General features: G+C 38.6%; 14 protein-coding genes and 1 other annotated feature. Of the genes, 4 read left to right on the top strand and 10 right to left on the bottom strand.

Features of this window, described 5'->3' with window-relative positions; genetic code table 11:
- Nucleotides 1-239 precede the first annotated feature (239 nt).
- Entirely contained in the window at nt 240-1,589 is a 1,350-nt protein-coding gene (locus C8270_RS04400) for an MATE family efflux transporter (RefSeq protein ID WP_106495669.1), read from the top strand.
- A gap of 95 nt (nt 1,590-1,684) precedes the next feature.
- Here C8270_RS04400 and serS read toward each other — a convergent pair whose 3' ends face one another.
- Nucleotides 1,685-2,959, bottom strand: coding sequence for a serine--tRNA ligase (gene serS / locus C8270_RS04405; RefSeq protein ID WP_106495670.1), 1,275 nt, complete (start codon nt 2,957-2,959; stop codon nt 1,685-1,687).
- 186 nt (nt 2,960-3,145) lie between these two features.
- Nucleotides 3,146-3,357: a binding site (T-box leader), on the bottom strand.
- Nucleotides 3,358-3,655: 298 nt separating this feature from the next.
- On the opposite strand from serS, the gene C8270_RS19715 reads away from it, so the two are divergent.
- Nucleotides 3,656-3,817, top strand: a complete 162-nt coding sequence (locus C8270_RS19715; RefSeq protein WP_158701593.1) for a hypothetical protein — start codon at nt 3,656-3,658, stop codon at nt 3,815-3,817.
- A 91-nt stretch (nt 3,818-3,908) separates the two neighbouring features.
- On the opposite strand, the gene C8270_RS04410 is transcribed toward C8270_RS19715, so the two are convergent.
- Both C8270_RS04410 and C8270_RS04415 read right to left on the bottom strand, forming a co-directional pair.
- A complete protein-coding gene (locus tag C8270_RS04410) occupies nt 3,909-4,307 on the bottom strand; it encodes a type II toxin-antitoxin system death-on-curing family toxin (RefSeq protein ID WP_199794639.1) in 399 nt (132 codons plus the stop codon).
- On the bottom strand, nt 4,307-4,558 hold the full coding sequence (locus C8270_RS04415) for an AbrB/MazE/SpoVT family DNA-binding domain-containing protein (protein ID WP_106495672.1): 252 nt from the start codon (nt 4,556-4,558) through the stop codon (nt 4,307-4,309). Before C8270_RS04415 ends, C8270_RS04410 begins: the two co-directional genes overlap by 1 nt.
- A 215-nt stretch (nt 4,559-4,773) precedes the next feature.
- Here C8270_RS04415 and C8270_RS04420 point away from each other — a divergent pair, with 215 nt between their 5' ends.
- Nucleotides 4,774-5,136 (top strand): hypothetical protein, encoded by a 363-nt coding sequence (locus C8270_RS04420; protein ID WP_106495673.1) that lies wholly within the window; start codon nt 4,774-4,776, stop codon nt 5,134-5,136.
- 1,178 nt (nt 5,137-6,314) lie between these two features.
- Here C8270_RS04420 and pdxT read toward each other — a convergent pair.
- The 4 genes from pdxT to guaB form a co-directional block, all read right to left on the bottom strand.
- On the bottom strand, nt 6,315-6,899 hold the full coding sequence (gene pdxT, locus C8270_RS04425; protein ID WP_106495674.1) for a pyridoxal 5'-phosphate synthase glutaminase subunit PdxT: 585 nt from the start codon (nt 6,897-6,899) through the stop codon (nt 6,315-6,317).
- A 15-nt stretch (nt 6,900-6,914) separates the two neighbouring features.
- Nucleotides 6,915-7,799: a pyridoxal 5'-phosphate synthase lyase subunit PdxS gene (gene pdxS, locus C8270_RS04430; RefSeq protein ID WP_199794640.1), complete on the bottom strand. Its 885-nt coding sequence runs from the start codon at nt 7,797-7,799 to the stop codon at nt 6,915-6,917.
- A gap of 48 nt (nt 7,800-7,847) precedes the next feature.
- Complete coding sequence (locus C8270_RS04435) at nt 7,848-9,194, bottom strand: serine hydrolase (RefSeq protein WP_325034725.1); 1,347 nt, start codon at nt 9,192-9,194, stop codon at nt 7,848-7,850.
- A 183-nt stretch (nt 9,195-9,377) separates the two neighbouring features.
- Nucleotides 9,378-10,847, bottom strand: a complete 1,470-nt coding sequence (guaB, locus tag C8270_RS04440; RefSeq protein ID WP_106495676.1) for an IMP dehydrogenase — start codon at nt 10,845-10,847, stop codon at nt 9,378-9,380.
- A gap of 163 nt (nt 10,848-11,010) precedes the next feature.
- Here guaB and C8270_RS04445 point away from each other — a divergent pair, with 163 nt between their 5' ends.
- Nucleotides 11,011-11,967, top strand: a complete 957-nt coding sequence (locus C8270_RS04445) for a YaaC family protein (protein ID WP_106495677.1) — start codon at nt 11,011-11,013, stop codon at nt 11,965-11,967.
- 358 nt (nt 11,968-12,325) lie between these two features.
- On the opposite strand, the gene C8270_RS04450 is transcribed toward C8270_RS04445, so the two are convergent.
- The 3 genes from C8270_RS04450 to gyrB all read right to left on the bottom strand — a co-directional run bounded on the left by C8270_RS04450 (nt 12,326) and on the right by gyrB (nt 18,361).
- On the bottom strand, nt 12,326-13,420 hold the full coding sequence (locus tag C8270_RS04450) for an HD-GYP domain-containing protein (protein WP_106495678.1): 1,095 nt from the start codon (nt 13,418-13,420) through the stop codon (nt 12,326-12,328).
- Between the two features lie 362 nt (nt 13,421-13,782).
- A complete protein-coding gene (gyrA, locus tag C8270_RS04460; protein WP_106495680.1) occupies nt 13,783-16,314 on the bottom strand; it encodes a DNA gyrase subunit A in 2,532 nt (843 codons plus the stop codon).
- 121 nt (nt 16,315-16,435) lie between these two features.
- Nucleotides 16,436-18,361, bottom strand: a complete 1,926-nt coding sequence (gene gyrB, locus C8270_RS04465; protein WP_106495681.1) for a DNA topoisomerase (ATP-hydrolyzing) subunit B — start codon at nt 18,359-18,361, stop codon at nt 16,436-16,438.
- Nucleotides 18,362-18,363: the final 2 nt, after the last annotated feature.

Raw genomic sequence — 18,363 nt, forward strand, 5'->3', positions numbered from 1 at the left:
GTGTGTTTTAAAAAAAGTGATTGTCTGATGTAGTGTAACTTTAAGCAGCAAAGTGAATTATATTGACAGAACATGAGAACGATTTTGTTAGGTGATGGATAAACTGGGGGGATTTTTTCACCATTCAACTTAAATTCCCCCTTGTTTTGGAACATCCTCTACGCCATGGTACAGTTTGATGGACTATACTAAACGATAAGATTAAAATAAATAATAATTGGCATTCCGAGGTGATTCGTATGAGCTCTTTAAACCAACGTTTAGCGACACAATCTGCAACCAAAAGCTTTTTTCAATATTTCATTCCGACACTGCTTGGTATGATGCTGATGTCTATAAATGTTGTCGTGGATGGTATTTTTGTTGGAAATGGGGTTGGTTCTGTTGCATTGGCAAGTGTGAATATTGCGGTACCCGTCTTTTCCATCATCATTTCCATTTCCTTGCTTATTGGGGTAGGTGGCGGAACACTTTACTCAATGGCAATGGGAGAGGGAAATAAAAAACAAGCACAAAGGCTATTTACTACTTCGTTTGGCTTTTTAACGCTGATTACCATCATTATCTGTTTGATTGCCTATATAAATATAGATGGCCTAGCCCGTTTATTCGGAGCAAATGAACAAACACTTCCATATGCAGTTGACTACATGAGGATATTGTTGATTTTTTCATTAATTCTAGCCTGGGAAAACTATTTCAGTATTTTTGTACGAAACGATGGTGATCCACAGCTAGCCATGATTGGTTTAGTTATTTCCGCACTACTTAATATTGGGCTAGATTACTGGATGATCTTTATCCTTAAATTGGAAGTGACAGGGGCAGCATTGGCAACGGTAATTGCAACTTTTGCGGGTCTCATCATCTATTTGTTACATTTCTTTAAAAAAGATTCCGGTTTGGTATTTGTCAAAGCAAGATGGAAAATAAAAGATCTAAAGCGAATTAGCTCCATTGGCCTCCCTAGTTTTTTGTCTGAAGCAGGGACAGGTGTTTTTGTCATGGGCTATAATATTGCAATCGCCTATTATGCTGGCACAACTGGACTGGCTGCCTTTTCCGTTATTAACTATTTGCATACATTTATGTTTTTAGCATTTATCGGCATTGGTCAATCCATTCAACCAATGATTAGCTTCTATTATGGAGCCAAACAATTTCATTCCATTAAGGAAACCGTGAAAACTGCCGAAATATCTGGACTTTCACTTGGTATATTATTTTTAGGTATTGGTTATTTTGGAGCTGACTTCCTTGTGTCGATTTTTGGTGTCGCATCACCAGAGATTGCTGAACTTGCCGCCAAAGGAATCAAATTGTTTTTCCTTGGTTATCTATTTATGGGGACAAATTTTATTTACATGACCTATTACCAGTCAATCGGATATGTCCGTCCGTCTGTCGGTATTACCGTCTTCCGTGGATTTATTCTGTTAATAGGAATGCTATTCATTTTGCCGCTTTGGTTCGGAACTATTGGGGTTTGGCTTGCATTACCAGTAGCAGAGGGAATAGTTGCAGTTACACTAATGATATTTGCACGCAGCGGTGTCATGCGAAAGGGATTAAGTTCACGTGGATTTTAAATTTAAATCCCAGGCTATTAGTAAAGCCTGGGATTTTTAAAAAATAGGAAGTTATAAGTTTTTGCTAAACGGGCGCTTAAGCTTTTGTTCGTTGTTTAGCTAATAATGTCTTTTCCGCCCATATAAGGCCGTAATACTTCTGGCACAACAACAGAGCCGTCCTCTTGCTGGTAGTTTTCTAAAATGGCTGCAACGGTTCGGCCAAGAGCTAAGCCAGATCCGTTTAATGTATGAACGAATTCCGGTTTTCCTTTTTCCTCACGGCGGAAGCGAATTCCTGCACGTCTTGCTTGGAAATCTTCAAAATTAGAACAAGAAGATATTTCGCGATACGTATCTTGGCTCGGTATCCATACCTCAATATCATATTTCTTCGCTGCAGTGAATCCTAGGTCACCTGTACACATGCTCATGACACGGTATGGCAAATTCAACAACTGCAATACCTTTTCAGCATTCCCTGTTAATTCTTCCAGCACCTCATATGATTCTTCTGGTTTTACAAATTGGACAAGCTCAACTTTATTGAATTGATGCTGTCTGATTAGTCCTCTTGTATCTCTTCCTGCAGATCCTGCTTCTGAACGAAAGCTTGCACTAAATGCAACAAACTTTTTGGGCAAGTCATCACCTTTTAAAATATCATCACGGTGATAATTGGTTACAGGAACTTCAGCAGTTGGAACTAGAAAGTAATCCCAATCCTCAAGTTTAAAGGCATCTTCTTCAAACTTCGGCAATTGTCCTGTCCCAGTCATACTAGTTCGATTAACAATATATGGTGGTAGCATTTCCTCATAGCCATGTTCATCAGCATGCAAATCCATCATGAAATTCATCAGTGCACGCTCCAGACGAGCACCCAACCCTTTATAAAAGACAAACCGGCTACCCGTAACTTTTGCAGCTGCCTCAAAATCTAAAATATCTAAATCTGTCGCGATGTCCCAATGCGGTTTTGCCTCAAAGCGGAAGTCAGGAAGTTCTCCCCAGGTACGTGCTTCCACATTATCATCTTCATCTTCTCCAATTGGAGCACTTTCATGAGGAATGTTCGGTATCGAAAGCATGATATGGTCTAAATTTTCTTCAATCTCCTTTAGTTCAGTATCATATGCTTTAATTCGTTCACCAACCTCACGCATTTCCTTAATAGCGGAGTCAGCATCTTTTTTCTCCTTTTTTAATACAGAAATTTGCTGAGATGCTTCATTTCGCTTGGCTTTTAACTGTTCTGTTTCGGAAATTAACTTGCGACGTCTTGCATCAAGGTCTTCAAATTTTTCTAACTCTGATAAATCCTCACCGCGATGGTTAAGTTTCTCTTTTACTTCTTGAAAATGATTACGTAAATACTTCATATCAAGCATAATTGTTTGCCTCCTTATTTTCAGTACATGAACAAAAGCGTAAGCGAACCGATGTTGACTTATCGGACGAAGGTGAGGGAAGTCTCGCTAGTCGCTGGGAGCTGGACGTGGCTCATTATGCAAAAAGCAAATTAAAGCCAAATATTGTACTTTTTTACCCATACAAAAAAGCTCTCGCCCCTTAAAACTAGGGACGAGAGTTTTTTCCCGCGTTGCCACCCTTATTGAAGAATACATCTTCCGGCTCACAGTGATAACGGCACTTAACCGGGCTTATTTACGAAATGTTCCATAAACCAGTTCAAGGATGGATTCACAGCATTCTTTCATCGATTCACACCAACCACCGACTCTCTTAAGAAAGAGCTACTATTACTAATTCCTATCTATACTTTTAAGGGTGTTCATTTAATTAACATCATAGCTAATTTCCAATTAGGATGCAAGTTTTTTACACAACAGATATTGTCATCGTGTGAAAAAGGGTGCTATTTTACTTATTATTTTGCATGTTATTTTTATCCCGTTCGAGAAACTTCAAGGTTTTTATACAACTGTATGGTAAAATGTAGTTAAAGGTTACAAAAATTCAGTTCCTCAACGGGCAGGTTTCTTCAAAAAGGAAATTGCATTCTTTTTGTTGAAATAGAACAGAAGAGTTCAAAAAGAGAATGCATTAAGAAAGGGGCTGATATCTTGAATTGGGTTCTTCCAATTGGTCTTACTATTGGAACATTTATAGGGGTTTATATATCAGGACAATCCATTTCTACTGCAATTTATGGTGCATTAGGTGCATTCATTACAGGAACGGTAATTTCAATTATAATAAAAAGGAAAAAAGCAATAAAAGAATAGTCCGATCTTGTTCCAGTAACGGGTGCTTTTCTGAAATTTAGGTTCTGTTAAAATTTAAAAATACCATTCTTAAATTAAATTGAGAATGTATTTATAGGTTTTCGGTATGATTCCTAATTGTTGAAACTATTTCTTCAAATGTGTATCTATGATTAACTACATCAACTGTGAAGTCTTGTTCTTCTTCAACTCCCATCGTCCATTGACAATGGTTTATTTTTAAGAAAACAATTAATGAAGCTAAAGCCGTTCGTTTATTAGCATTATGAAAAGCATGGTTCTTTGCAATGGATTCAAAAAGTGCAGCTGCTTTTTCATGAATGGAAGGATAAGCGTCACCACCAAAAACAGATTGTTTTGGGCGATTAATAGCTGAGTCAAGTAAGTTTGGTTCTTTAACACCCAAAGGTTCATCAGGGGAGTATAGACGAATTTGTACTGTATTAATAGCAATCACTTGGTTCGTTGTGAGATAGATGACGTCATCCATTATCTGTTCACTAACCCTTTAAATGCTTTATCATGCTCATTAATGACCTCATTTAAAATATCCATGAATTCTGCATCGACACCATTAGGAAGTGTTACCTTCTCTTTTTTTCTTAATACAATTTTCCCATCTTTAACTTCGACTTGAACATCGTCACCATGTGCTAAGCCAACTTGTTTGAGTAACTCATTAGGAAGAGTGATTCCAAAACTATTTCCAACCTTCGTAACTTTTCTTTCAAATTGCTCCAAAAGATCACATCCTCGTTATAATCGTTATAACAATTATAACATATAAAAGTGAATTGGAAAATCTATAATAAATTAACTTTGTGAACAGTTACACTTTAAGTAACGGGTGAGATATTTGAAAAGATATTATTCATAAACTTAATGGAAAATAGTGTATTCAGTTTGTAGTATGTGACTATTATTCATATATGATTATAGAAAAGGGTGGGGTTTAATTGAAATGGCAAGAAGCAAGAGAATTATTTCCTAATCAATTTCTTTTAGTTTCAATTCTGGATTACCATTATGAAGGTGACAAGAAAATTGTTGATGAGATAGCGCCAATCCGTCCAATTAAAGATGAAAATGCAAATGAAGATACGATCTATGAAGCCTATGGAATCGGGGGAAGTGTTCCTTTCTATACAAAAATAATGGATAGTTTAAAAATTGACAGATTAACAGTAGAGAATGTCGAAGTAGATGTAGGAATGTTACTACCAAAAGAACACCCCGCATTACTTGGATTGGATGTTTTAAAACAATATAATTTCATAATTGATTTGGGAAAATTAAAACTGTACCCATCAACGCAATAAAAAGAGGATTTAGATTGAAATGTCTAATTCTCTTTTTTAGTTTCTTATGAAATACCGCTATCGGGTACGTCAGTTTAATAGGACATTATTTGTAAACTAAAAGACCGACTTATAATTGTAACGGGTTCTCTTTAAGGTTGCAAAACAACAAATAACAATATAAATGGGGTGCAAAATCACATACAGTATCGCACCCTTATTTTTGTAGTTATATCAATGCATTTGGCTATTTGTTGGTTAAAATAGCATGATAAANTAACGGGTTCTCTTTAAGGTTGCAAAACAACAAATAACAATATAAATGGGGTGCAAAATCACATACAGTATCGCACCCTTATTTTTGTAGTTATATCAATGCATTTGGCTATTTGTTGGTTAAAATAGCATGATAAATAGCAATAACTTTAGCAGAGTGAGAATAGATATTCTCACTCTGCTAAAGTAATTTGATAAACTACCAGTTATTTTACAAGTGGAAATCAAAAAGGCTCGGTTCCGATTGTGGATGACATAAACTTTATATTATTGACTCTTACATCCTCGCTTAATTTAGTGCTGGAAAACCGCTTCGGCAGAATACTTCGCTTTCCGCGGGCACGGCCTCAGCCTCCTTGCCCCGGCGAGGGGTATGTCGACGTTGTCCGCAAAGGACGGTTTTAGTCGACCTTCCTTTTCAAATCACTCTGCGGGGTCTTCGGACACGTGCTGTTCCCGCAGGAGTCTACGTATTCTGCCTACGCTAGTTGAGATTATCTAACTTAAAATTGTTGTCCCTGATTGCTATCCAGCGGAAGAAAAACACGGAGACTCCTGTGGGAGAAGAGGCCTAGGTGAGACCCCGCAGTGCGACAGCACGAGGAGGCTCATCAGCCGCCCACGGAAAGCGCAGTGTTTTTCTGGAGCGGCCATTTGTAGCAAAACCAGAAATCTCCCAATAAATTTTCTATCACCAACAAATATTAGAAGTTAATACTACTGTGAATTGCCCTGATGTTTTTGTTGTAAATTTTTCTGTGATTTGAGATGTTTTTCTCTTGTTTGCACCTCTAAAGAGAACCCGTTACTTATAATTGTCGGTCTTTTTTTCATGCTATTTATACTACTAATTAACCTGCGACTTTGGATGCTATTCACACTAATTTTTTACTTTTTCTCCACGTTATCGGAACTACTTAACATTACGAAGGGAGCTTTATTGATTGTTCCACCATTGCAACAAAAAATTCCATAAATCGATTATCGTCGGTCAATTCAGGGTGAAAGGCGGTACATACATAATGCCCTTGTTTTACCGCAATAATTTTGTCTTCGTAGGTTGCAAGAATTTCAACATCAGGCCCAACTTCTAGCACATATGGCGCTCGAATAAAAACAGCGTTAAAATCATCAGCAACATGTGCAATCGATAGTTCTGCTTCAAAACTTGCAACCTGACGTCCAAATGCATTTCGGGCAACCTTCATGTCGATTAAGCCAAGATGTGCTTGGTCTTGCCCATCAATTGCACTTGCCATTAAAATCATGCCAGCACATGTCCCAAATACTGGTTTCCTTTTTCCGAATTCCTGGATTGCAGTGAAAAAATCATAGCTATCAATCAACCGGCGCATTGTTGTGCTTTCTCCACCGGGAAGAATCAGACCATCGATTTCCTCCAGTTGCTCTTTACGTTTTATTTCAATTGCTTTTGCCCCAGATGCCTCTATGGAACGAATATGTTCACGAACTGCACCTTGTAACGCAAGTACACCAATTGTTGTCATAACAATTCCTTCTTTCTACTCACTGCGATCCTGCATACGATCTGCAGCTGTTAGTGTACTCATTTCAATCCCTTTCATGGCAGTGCCTAAGCCTTTGGAAAGTTCGCCGATTAATTGGTAATCCGTATAATGTGTTGTTGCTTCAACGATTGCCTTCGCAAACTTCTCAGGGTTGTCTGATTTAAAAATACCTGAACCAACAAACACGCCATCTGCTCCTAATTCCATCATTAAGGCAGCATCACTTGGTGTTGCAATTCCACCTGCTGCAAAGTTCACAACTGGCAAACGGCCTTCTTCACGAATTTGCAATAAAAGCTCATACGGTGCACCAATTTCTTTAGCAAATGTCATTACTTCATCTGCAGACATTGCCGAAAGCTTGCGGATTTCCGATTGTACCTGGCGCATATGACGAACCGCTTCTACGATATTCCCTGTACCAGGTTCTCCCTTTGTCCGAAGCATGGAAGCACCTTCACCAATACGGCGTGCAGCCTCACCTAAATTACGGCAGCCACAAACAAATGGTACCGTATAATCCGACTTTTTCAGATGGAAAACTTCATCTGCTGGCGTTAAAACTTCACTCTCATCAATATAATCAACGCCCATTGCTTCTAATACGCGTGCTTCAACAATATGACCAATACGTGCTTTTGCCATTACTGGAATGGATACTGCATTTAATACTTCTTCAGTAATAGTCGGGTCTGCCATTCGAGCTACACCACCTGCAGCACGAATATCGGAAGGAACACGTTCTAATGCCATTACAGCAACGGCTCCAGCTTGTTCTGCAATTTTTGCCTGTTCAGCGTTAACAACGTCCATAATAACGCCGCCTTTTTGCATTTCTGCCATTCCTCGTTTAACTCGATCTGTACCAGTGTTTGCCATAATGTTTCCCCCTGTAATAAAATTTTTCTAACTATTTCATTTTACTACTTAGAACCAACCTTTAACAGTGTCAACAATTGTCGAGAATAGATTACTGAAAAAGCTACCAATTGCTCCTAGCAAAAGCATAAACCAATTATCTTTTTCAACATCCTCTGTTGTTACAACATCAACGGTATCATTGGATTTCGCACCATCGATATAACCATAGTCGTTTTTTCCATCAAATGTAACTTCAGCCGTACCTATTTTCTCGCCTTTTTTAATTGGCGCCTTTAGTTCTCCATCTTTATTCAATTTATCTTTATCAATTTTATACGTAATGTTATATTTCTTTTCTTGTCCTTTTTTAATAGGTGCCTTAATTGCCTTATTTGTAGCAATTTCTACCGTATCTTCTTTCCCTTTTGCTACTGGAAGTGTCTCTTTATCTTTTAATTGGTAACCTTTAGCGAATAATTCCTTTGTTTGGAAATTGGAAAAGCCATAATCAAGTAATTTTGCTGTTTCTTTAAAACGAGCTTCATCACTTTTGGTTTTCATAACAACAGAAATCAAACGCTGTCCATCACGTTCTGCCGTACCTGTAAAGCAATATCCGGCAAGATCTGTAAAACCAGTCTTTAAACCATCTACACCTTCATAATAAAACTGTGTTAATGAACTAGCAGCTTTTTTATCGTGTGGTAGCATCCAGTTCCAATTACGAATTGTCTGATCTTCAAATTTTGCCTCTGGAATACTAGAAATCTCTAATGCTTCTGGATAATCCTTAATTAGGTTATAGGCAAGTAAAGCTGCTGATCTGGCTGATAATAAATTGTTTGCATCGGCTTCTGTTCCTTCTGGATGGTTTTCGCCAAGATCTGCATTTGATAATCCGGTTGCATTAACAAATTTATAATCAGGAAGTCCCATCTCTTCCGCTTTCTTATTCATTAATTTAACAAATTCACCTTCAGAGCCTGCAACTAATTCTGCAAGTGCGATTGTCGTACCATTATCAGAGTTTATTGCCATTGCCTCATAAAGCTGGCGCACAGTATAATCTTGATCCTGGGTTAATCCAACACCAGAGAATGTAGCATCTGCTGATATACTGTATGGATAGTCACTAATCTGTGTTGTTGTGTCCCAGCTGATTTGACCCTTTTCGATAGCTTCCCATACAAGGTATTCGGTCATCATTTTGGTCATACTAGCTGGAGGGAGTGCAACATCTGCATTTTTTTCATATAAAATTTTTCCAGTCTCTGCATCAACTAAAATGGTTGATTCAGCTTCAATATCTACTGCTTCTGCAGCATGTACTGAAAATGGTTGTAAACTAAACGATGCCATTACTACAAGGATGACCAGTAATAGTGACATTTTTCTTTTTAATTTGTGTTTCAACTTTCTCTACCTCCACCGATAAATAGTATGCATCTTTGTTATTTTACCACAAGAATCGACAAAAAAATAGACAGGGAATAGTCCCTATCTATTAAATCTCATATAGGAAAACACTACTATATTTTATATGTTATAACTTACATTAAACGCTGTATAGACACCAAACAAGCGGCTTTTTTGTAATTACACAGAATAATTAGGTGCTTCTTTGGTAATTTGAACGTCGTGTGGATGGCTCTCGCGCAAGCCTGCATTGGTAATCCGAATAAAGCGGGCATCTTCACGTAAAGCAGTAATTGTTGGGGTGCCACAATATCCCATACCTGCACGTAATCCACCTAGTAATTGATGAACAGTATCTGCAAGTGGACCCTTGTATGCTACCCGACCTTCGATACCCTCTGGGACAAGTTTTTTCGTTTCTTCAGACTCTTGAAAATAGCGATCTTTTGACCCTGCTTTCATCGCACCAACAGAACCCATACCACGATAAACTTTATAACGTCTACCTTGGAAAATTTCAGTATCTCCCGGGCTTTCAGATACACCAGCAAACATACTACCAAGCATAACAGCATGTGCACCCGCAGCAAGTGCTTTGACGATATCACCAGAATACTTAATTCCACCATCAGCAATAACTGCTACACCATAATCTTGTGCTACTGTTGCACAATCATTAACTGCAGTAATTTGTGGTACACCGACTCCAGCAACGACCCTTGTTGTACAAATTGACCCTGGGCCGATTCCAACTTTGACGATCGTCGCACCCGCTTCAATTAATTCTCTGGTTGCTTCAGGGGTAGCCACGTTTCCAGCAATAATATCTAAATCAGGATACGCCTGTCTAACTGCACGAACCTGATCCAACACACCTTTCGAATGACCGTGTGCCGTATCAATAACAATCACATCAACGTCAGCATCAACAAGCTTTTCAATTCGCTTCATACCGTCAGCTGTCACCCCAACAGCCGCGCCAACAAGTAATCTCCCTTGCTTGTCCTTTGCAGCGTTTGGAAATTCAATCACTTTTTCAATATCTTTAATTGTGATTAGGCCTTTTAAAACACCATTTTCATCAATTAAAGGTAGTTTTTCTATTTTATGGCTTTGCAGCAATTTTTCTGCCTCTTCAAGCGTTGTTCCAACTGGTGCTGTGATAAGATTTTCACTTGTCATCACATCATTGATCAATGTCGAATAATCCTGAATAAAGCGTAAATCACGATTCGTCAAAATGCCAATTAATTTCCGGTCATTTACATTATTGACAACTGGTACACCAGAAATGCGAAATTTCCCCATTAGATGTTCTGCATCATAAACCTGATGTTCTGGGGTTAAAAAGAACGGATCTGTAATTACACCACTTTCTGAACGTTTAACGCGATCAACTTGTTCAGCTTGGGCCTCAATCGACATATTTTTATGAATAACTCCTAATCCACCTTGACGCGCCATTGCGATTGCCATTGTAGACTCTGTTACCGTATCCATGCCAGCACTAATAATTGGTGCTTTAAGCTTTAGGTTAGGTGACAGCTCGGTCACTAATTTGACATCCTTAGGTAACACTTCTGATTTGGCCGGGACCAGTAACACATCATCAAACGTTAACCCTTCCTTAGAAAATTTATCTTCTCGCATGGTCATCCTCCTTTAGAATGGATATATCAGTGTAAATTTTTAATCACATGGTTAAACTATTATTGTTATTTACAATACGATATCCAAAACACTTTTTCAATAAAAGAATAAGTCCGTTAAAAAAGAAAGTAGATTCAAAATCTTTTAATAGTTGGGGTACATTATGCTGAAGTATGATACATCATTATTCTACACTCATTTACAATCACAAGAGACTGCACGAGAGTATTTGCAGCAATGCTATAAAAACTTGAACGATATCGATGCTGAAGCAAAAAGTTATGAGAACTGTAACGCGTTTATGTATTACCTTGACCATGGGAAGCAATTTTTTTCTGCTGGAGTAAAATCACCCGAATTAATGCAACCAATTTTACTGTTTTACGGTGCAACCCACTTATTGAAAGCATGTATATTAACAAAACGGCCAAATTATCCTGAATCAACCTCCATTCTGGCACATGGGGTTTCCAGTAGAAAACGGAAAAAGAAGCAATACACCTTTATACATGATGAGGTGAAAATCCAGCACAATGGGTTGTTTTCCTATGCCGCTCAACATGTATATAACATAAAGAACTTTCCATTTGAAAAGATTAACATGGAGGATTTATTCTCGTTAATCCCAGAAATGAATGATTTATTTTTGTTGTCGGGGGAAGAAAAATTAGTAGCAATTGGTAACGTAGACTCTACTACACTTCATTTCCCCCTAACCTTATTAGATACTTTTCATCTAACAGAAAAGGCCTTTGTGAAGCGTGTTTCCAATCACTTGCCACCAATAACGACTACAAAAGTAAGCTCACTAATGATTCAATTACAACTTACAAATCCAATTCAACAGACAACAGGGCCATTTTTCACAGAACTGGAACATGGAAAGATCTACTTTCCAAAGAATAGGGAAAATTTTTTGGCGATACCGGAAGTGTTAGTTCATTATTTATTACTGTACAATTTAAGTATGGTGAGTCGCTATGAAACAGAATGGTGGGGAGAGTTGTTAGCACTTAAGGCGGAGCGTGATTACCCGTTTATTAAGCAGTTTCTAGCTATCACTGCTTGGAAAATGCCGATTTTGCTTGGGAATGAGTTGATAGCATTGGCACATGAGTAGAAGAAATCGGCTTTCACACCGACTTTTTCTAGCCATGTTTCAAACACAGTTAGATGCTGATGAATGACGTTTTTACCTTAAAGTTCGTGTTCAAAAAGTTGCCAAATTAGAAGCAAGGTCGACTAAGAACGTCACGTTAATAGCCAACGTCGACATTAGCACGTCCTCGAAAAAGAAATACACTTTTTCTTCGTGTGATGTATCGCTGTCGTAGCCTTCCTTGTCCTGTGCGTCAAAGATCGAGGCGGCGTAGCTTTAAGCCTCGGAGTGTACATAAAAAATAGGTACATGAGGAGGTAAAAAGCAAGCCAACGAAGAGATTTGCCGCTTATTATTTGGTGACTTTTTGAACAACCTCTTAAAGAATTTCATCAATATACAAAGAAGGTTCGCTTTTTAATGTAATAATTTCACCTGTTTCATCCATCCGCACTATTGGCCTTGTTGGGTCTTTCTCTTCAATGAAAACAATTTCGCCAATATGATGATTAGAAAGCCTAACTTTAGTGCCAGTTGAGAAATTGGTAAGATTTTTAATAAACGCCTGGACCACTTGATGGTCAAGTTGAGAGAACTGATCGTTTTGCAACTGTTCAATCGCTTTAAAAGGCGATTGCCGTTCCCGATAAAGCCGGTCACATGTCATTGCATGATACAAGTCACAAACAGCTATTATTCTTGCGTATGAGTGGATTTTATCTTTAGATAGACCTAATGGATAGCCGCTTCCATCCATACGTTCATGATGCTGTACGACTGCAAGTTTAACGGCATTCGTAATGGTTGGTTTCTGTTCAATCAGCCTATAAGAATAAGTAGGATGCTTTTTAATTTCATCAAGTTCAACTGAAGATAAATCGTCTTCTTTCATGACAATATTAGGGTTGACCTTAGACATTCCACAGTCACATAGGAAACCAGCTAAACCAATTTGCAGCCACTCTCCTTTTTGATATCCCATTTTCCGTGCTATATAAGCAGAGAGTAGACCTAATGCAACACTATGATGATAAAAGTAATCTTGTTTTTGCACATAATGATTCAATCGAAAAACATCTGACCCTATTTCATCGATTCGTTTTAGCAATGGAATTACTAGCTTACGTATCGCGGGCATATCAATTGCAGCATTATTTTGCCAGCCTTTAAATATCGTTTTATAATATTTTACTACGTGCACATAATGATCACTAAATGATTTCGATGTGTGATTGATCTCTTTATCTGTGGATTTGTTTTGTTTTTGCTCTTTATGTATGTGCTTTGGTTTAAACAGTTTCCCATCCTCAAGTTTAGTAGCAACATCGACCGCATCAATTAAAAATTTATGTAGAACTGTAATATGTTGTTCGGTCAAAGTAGTATTTTTTGGCATAATTGGTCGACTGGTTTTACCGATTACATCGCGAATTAAAACACAGCCAGGTACTAGTTGTGATGGATCTACACGCATACATCTTCCCCCTATCTAGATGTAGCAAGGTGACCCAGGTTTTATGGTTTACTTCTGAGTCACCTTGTTGAGTCCCTTTTTTAATTTCAGCTGTTTTTGCATTATTTGTTGCTATCTGCCCCGCAGCCCGTATACACTTCGCTTTCTGGGGGCGGCTGGAGAGCCTCCTCAGGCCAACACGACGTTGGTCATGAAGGCGTTGCCACAGGACGTGGCGATCTTAGCCTTTACTCCCTCTTCGCACTACGGGGGCTCACCTATGCCTCTCTTCCCCCAGGAGTCTACGTGTATACGGGCTGCTTATGAGGAGACATATGCTTTTAAATATTCTACAAAGCAACAAATCAGCCTTAATTTACTAGTTATTCATCTTCTTGTTCTTCTTGAGTTTCCTCTTGTTCTACTTCTTGCTCTTCTGTTTCATCTATTGGTGCTTCTGGGCCTTCATCTGCTTCTTCTTCATCGTCTTGTTCAATTTTTGCTACTGTAGCGACTTCTTCATTTTCCTGTAAGCGAATCAATCGAACACCTTGTGTATTTCTTCCAGTTTCCGAAATATCCTTAACTGGAATTCGAATTAGTACACCCGCAACAGTAATGAGCATGATATCTTCATCGCCTGTAACTGCCTTTACTGCAACAACATGTCCAGTCTTTTCCGTTAAATTACAGGTAAAAATACCTTTACCGCCGCGATTCGTTATCCGATATTCTGCTTCAGGCGTTTGTTTTCCGTACCCTTTATTGGTAACGTTTAATATGTTCATGCCTTCCTCCAGAATTTCCATCGAAATAACTTCATCATCATCGCGTAATGAAATACCTTTTACACCTGCAGCAGTTCTTCCCATTGAGCGAATTTGATCCTCTGGAAAACGGATGAGATAGCCATTTCTAGTGCCAATCATAATATGCTTTGAGCCATCTGTTAACCGAACAGAAATTAATTCATCTTCATCACGTAAATTTAAAGCAATTAACCCACCTTTGCGGATATTAGCAAATTGAGATAGCTTCGTACGTTTCGAAATACCGTATTTCGTTGTAAAGAAGAAATACCAGTCATCAGCAAATTCCTCGACTGTGATAACCGCATTAACCCACTCATCCTTCTCTACTTGCAAGAGATTAATAAGTGGAATTCCTTTTGCAGTACGACTAAATTCAGGAATTTCATAGCCTTTTGCTTTATAAACCTTCCCCTTATTGGTAAAGAAGAGTACGGTATCATGTGTTGATGTAGAGATTAAATGTTCTACAAAGTCGTCTTCGTTTGTTCCCATTCCTTGAATTCCACGACCACCACGTTTTTGTGTACGATACGTGGAAGATGGTAAACGTTTAATATAACCTTTATGTGTTAAGGTAACGACAATATTTTCTTCAGGAATTAGATCCTCATCTTCAAAGAAGTCAGCACCACCGACAACAATTTCAGTACGACGGTCATCTCCGTAACGTTCTTTTATCTCGGTTAACTCTTCCCGAATAATCTCTAGTACCTTTTCTTCATCCGCTAAGATCGCCTTTAATTCATCAATTAATTGTTTAAGTTCATTATATTCATTTTCTATTTTGTCCCGTTCCAAACCTGTTAGGCGCTGAAGACGCATATCCAGTATAGCTTGTGCTTGTTTTTCAGACAGGTCAAAGCGCTCCATTAAACCGTCACGTGCTATATCTGCTGTTTTCGAATTGCGAATGAGTGTGATCACTTCATCTAAATGATCCAAGGCAATCCGTAAACCTTCAAGAATATGCGCACGTGCTTCTGCCTTCCTTAGTTCAAATGCAGTACGGCGTTTAATAATTACAATTTGATGGTCTAAATAATGCTGTAAACATTGTTTTACGGTTAAAACTTTCGGATGACCATTAACTAATGCCAGCATATTAATGCCAAATGTAGTTTGCATAGCTGTATACTTGTACAAATTATTTAACACAACATTTGCATTCACATCACGGCGCAGTTCAATAACAACCCGCAAACCGTTTCGGTCGGATTCATCTCGTAAATCAGTAATCCCATCAATCCGTTTATCACGGACTAACTCCGCGATTTTTTCAACTAATTTTGCCTTATTTACCTGGTAAGGCAATTCAGTTGCAATAATGGTTGACTTACCATTTGCATGTTCTTCAATATCAACTTTGGCACGAATGGTTACCGAGCCTTTACCCGTTTCATAAGCTTTACGAATCCCGCTGCGACCAAGAATTTGGCCAGCAGTTGGGAAGTCAGGGCCATGAATATAATTTTCCATTAGTTCATCAATTGTAATTTCCGGGTCTTTACTTACTGCTAAGACAGCATCAATTGTTTCACCCAGATTGTGCGGCGGAATATTCGTTGCCATTCCAACGGCGATTCCTGAAGCACCGTTAACAAGCAGATTTGGAAAACGAGATGGGAAAACAGCTGGTTCGCGTTCTGTACCATCATAGTTGTCCTGGTAGTCAATTGTATCCTTGTTTATATCACGTAATAATTCCATTGATATTTTTGACATTCGAGCTTCGGTATAACGCATTGCCGCAGCAGAGTCACCATCAACTGAACCAAAGTTTCCATGGCCATCAACAAGCATATAACGATAACTGAAATTCTGTGCCATTCTTACCATTGCTTCATAGACAGCAGAGTCACCATGTGGGTGATATTTACCGATTACTTCACCAACAATTCGTGCAGATTTTTTATATGCCTTATCTGCATGCATACCTAAGTCATTCATCGCATATAATATTCTGCGATGGACAGGTTTCATTCCGTCACGTACATCAGGGAGTGCACGTGACACAATTACGCTCATAGCATAGTCAAGAAATGATGTGCGCATCTCCTGGCTTAAATTCACTTCTCGAACGTTCGGACGTTGTTGATCCGCCATTTATTAATCACTCCGTTCATGAAGAAAAACGTATTTACTCACGCTTTTCATCTGACTTCTTTAAAAATCCTTTTATTTTTACTTATAGGCTCCAACACGCAATTAAGCGTACGCTTCCCGCTTAAACATCGAGATTTTTAACATATTGGGCGTTTTCCTGGATAAAATTACGCCTAGGTTCAACTTTATCGCCCATTAAGATATCAAAAACCTGATCAGCATCAATTGCATCAGAAGGCTCTACCTGTAATAATGTTCGTGTCTCAGGATCCATCGTTGTTTCCCAAAGCTGTGTTGCATTCATTTCGCCAAGACCTTTGTAACGCTGTAATCCTGGTTTAGGTGTTTTTGGAAGCTCGGCCAATATACGCTCCATTTCTTTATCGTCGTACGCATAATGGGCTGCTTTGCCTTGCTGTATTTTATAAAGTGGCGGTTGGGCAATATAAATATAACCATGTTCAATTAATGGGCGCATATACCGGTAGAAAAATGTCAATAATAATGTTCTGATATGAGCACCATCAACATCAGCATCCGTCATAATGACAACTTTATGATACCGGGCCTTTGTAATATCAAAATCCTCAGCAATACCAGTTCCCAGTGCTGTAATCATCATCCGTACTTCATTATTTGATAAAATTCTATCGAGCCGTGCTTTTTCGACATTTAAAATTTTTCCTCGTAACGGAAGAATTGCCTGAAAGTGCCTATCCCGGCCCTGCTTAGCAGAACCTCCGGCGGAATCACCCTCAACAATGTACAATTCACTAATTTCTGCATCTCTTGATGAACAATCAGCAAGCTTACCTGGTAGATTGGAAACTTCCAATGCACTCTTTCTTCTTGTTAACTCGCGTGCCTTTTTCGCTGCCATACGCGCCCGTGAGGCCATTAATCCCTTTTCCACGATAATCTTAGCTGTGGTTGGATTTTCAAATAAGAACGTTGAAAAAGACTCACTAAATGCGGCATCTGTAACAGTTCGAACTTCGCTATTTCCTAACTTTGTCTTTGTTTGCCCCTCGAATTGTGGGTCTGGATGTTTGATCGAGACGATTGCTGTCAACCCTTCACGCACATCATCCCCAGTTAAGTTCGGGTCATTTTCTTTAAACAAACTATTTTTCCGTGCATAATCATTGATTACACGTGTCAAACCTGTTTTAAAGCCCGATTCGTGTGTTCCACCTTCATAGGTATGAATATTGTTAGCAAACGAATAAATATTGCTAGCAAATCCGTCATTATACTGAATTGCAACCTCCACGTTTATTTGCTGTTCCTCTGTTTCAGCATAAAAAGGTGTATGAAGAACTTCCTTTGTCCGATTAATATATTCCACATAAGAGCTGATTCCGCCCTCATAATGATAGCTAACCGGTTCCTCATCCGTGCGTTTATCTTCAATAGAGATCATAATCCCTTTATTCAAAAATGCTAACTCACGTACCCGCTGTTGCAATGTTTCAAATTCAAATTCTGTTGTTTCCGTGAAAATCTCCGTATCTGGCTTAAAATGTGTAACAGTACCAGTTATGGTTGTTTCACCAATTACTTTAATTTCATCCAATGGTTTACCTTTTTCAAAACCTAAGAAATATATCTTCCCATCACGATGAACGTATACCTCCAAATTACTTGATAGGGCATTAACAACAGAAGCACCAACTCCGTGCAAACCGCCAGATACTTTATATCCCCCACCACCGAATTTACCTCCAGCGTGAAGTACTGTCATAATAACTTCAAGTGCCGGTTTGCCTGTTTTCTTCTGGATATCAACAGGAATACCACGTCCATTATCTTTTACCGTAATACTATTGTCTTTCTCTATGATCACTTGAATATGATCGCAATAACCCGCTAATGCTTCATCGATACTATTATCGACAATTTCCCATACAAGATGGTGCAAGCCTCTTCCGCTTGTTGACCCGATATACATACCTGGTCTTTTCCTTACAGCTTCTAACCCTTCAAGAACTTGAATCTGATCGGCATTATAAGCCTGTTCATCCGTTACCTTATCTTCCATTGACATAC

Origin of the sequence: Lentibacillus sp. Marseille-P4043, from assembly GCF_900258515.1 — a bacterium.
In the GTDB taxonomy this organism is placed as follows: domain Bacteria; phylum Bacillota; class Bacilli; order Bacillales; family Amphibacillaceae; genus Lentibacillus_C.

Excerpts from the sequence above, each read along its gene's own strand:
- C8270_RS04400 (WP_106495669.1), top strand. The coding sequence starts at position 240 with ATGAGCTCTTTAAACCAACGTTTAGCGACACAATCTGCAACCAAAAGC.
- serS (WP_106495670.1), bottom strand. The coding sequence starts at position 2,959 with ATGCTTGATATGAAGTATTTACGTAATCATTTTCAAGAAGTAAAAGAG.
- C8270_RS04410 (WP_199794639.1), bottom strand. The coding sequence starts at position 4,307 with ATGGATGACGTCATCTATCTCACAACGAACCAAGTGATTGCTATTAAT.
- pdxT (WP_106495674.1), bottom strand. The coding sequence starts at position 6,899 with ATGACAACAATTGGTGTACTTGCGTTACAAGGTGCAGTTCGTGAACAT.
- pdxS (WP_199794640.1), bottom strand. The coding sequence starts at position 7,799 with ATGGCAAACACTGGTACAGATCGAGTTAAACGAGGAATGGCAGAAATG.
- guaB (WP_106495676.1), bottom strand. The coding sequence starts at position 10,847 with ATGCGAGAAGATAAATTTTCTAAGGAAGGGTTAACGTTTGATGATGTG.
- C8270_RS04445 (WP_106495677.1), top strand. The coding sequence starts at position 11,011 with ATGCTGAAGTATGATACATCATTATTCTACACTCATTTACAATCACAA.
- C8270_RS04450 (WP_106495678.1), bottom strand. The coding sequence starts at position 13,420 with ATGCGTGTAGATCCATCACAACTAGTACCTGGCTGTGTTTTAATTCGC.
- gyrA (WP_106495680.1), bottom strand. The coding sequence starts at position 16,314 with ATGGCGGATCAACAACGTCCGAACGTTCGAGAAGTGAATTTAAGCCAG.
- gyrB (WP_106495681.1), bottom strand. The coding sequence starts at position 18,361 with ATGTCAATGGAAGATAAGGTAACGGATGAACAGGCTTATAATGCCGAT.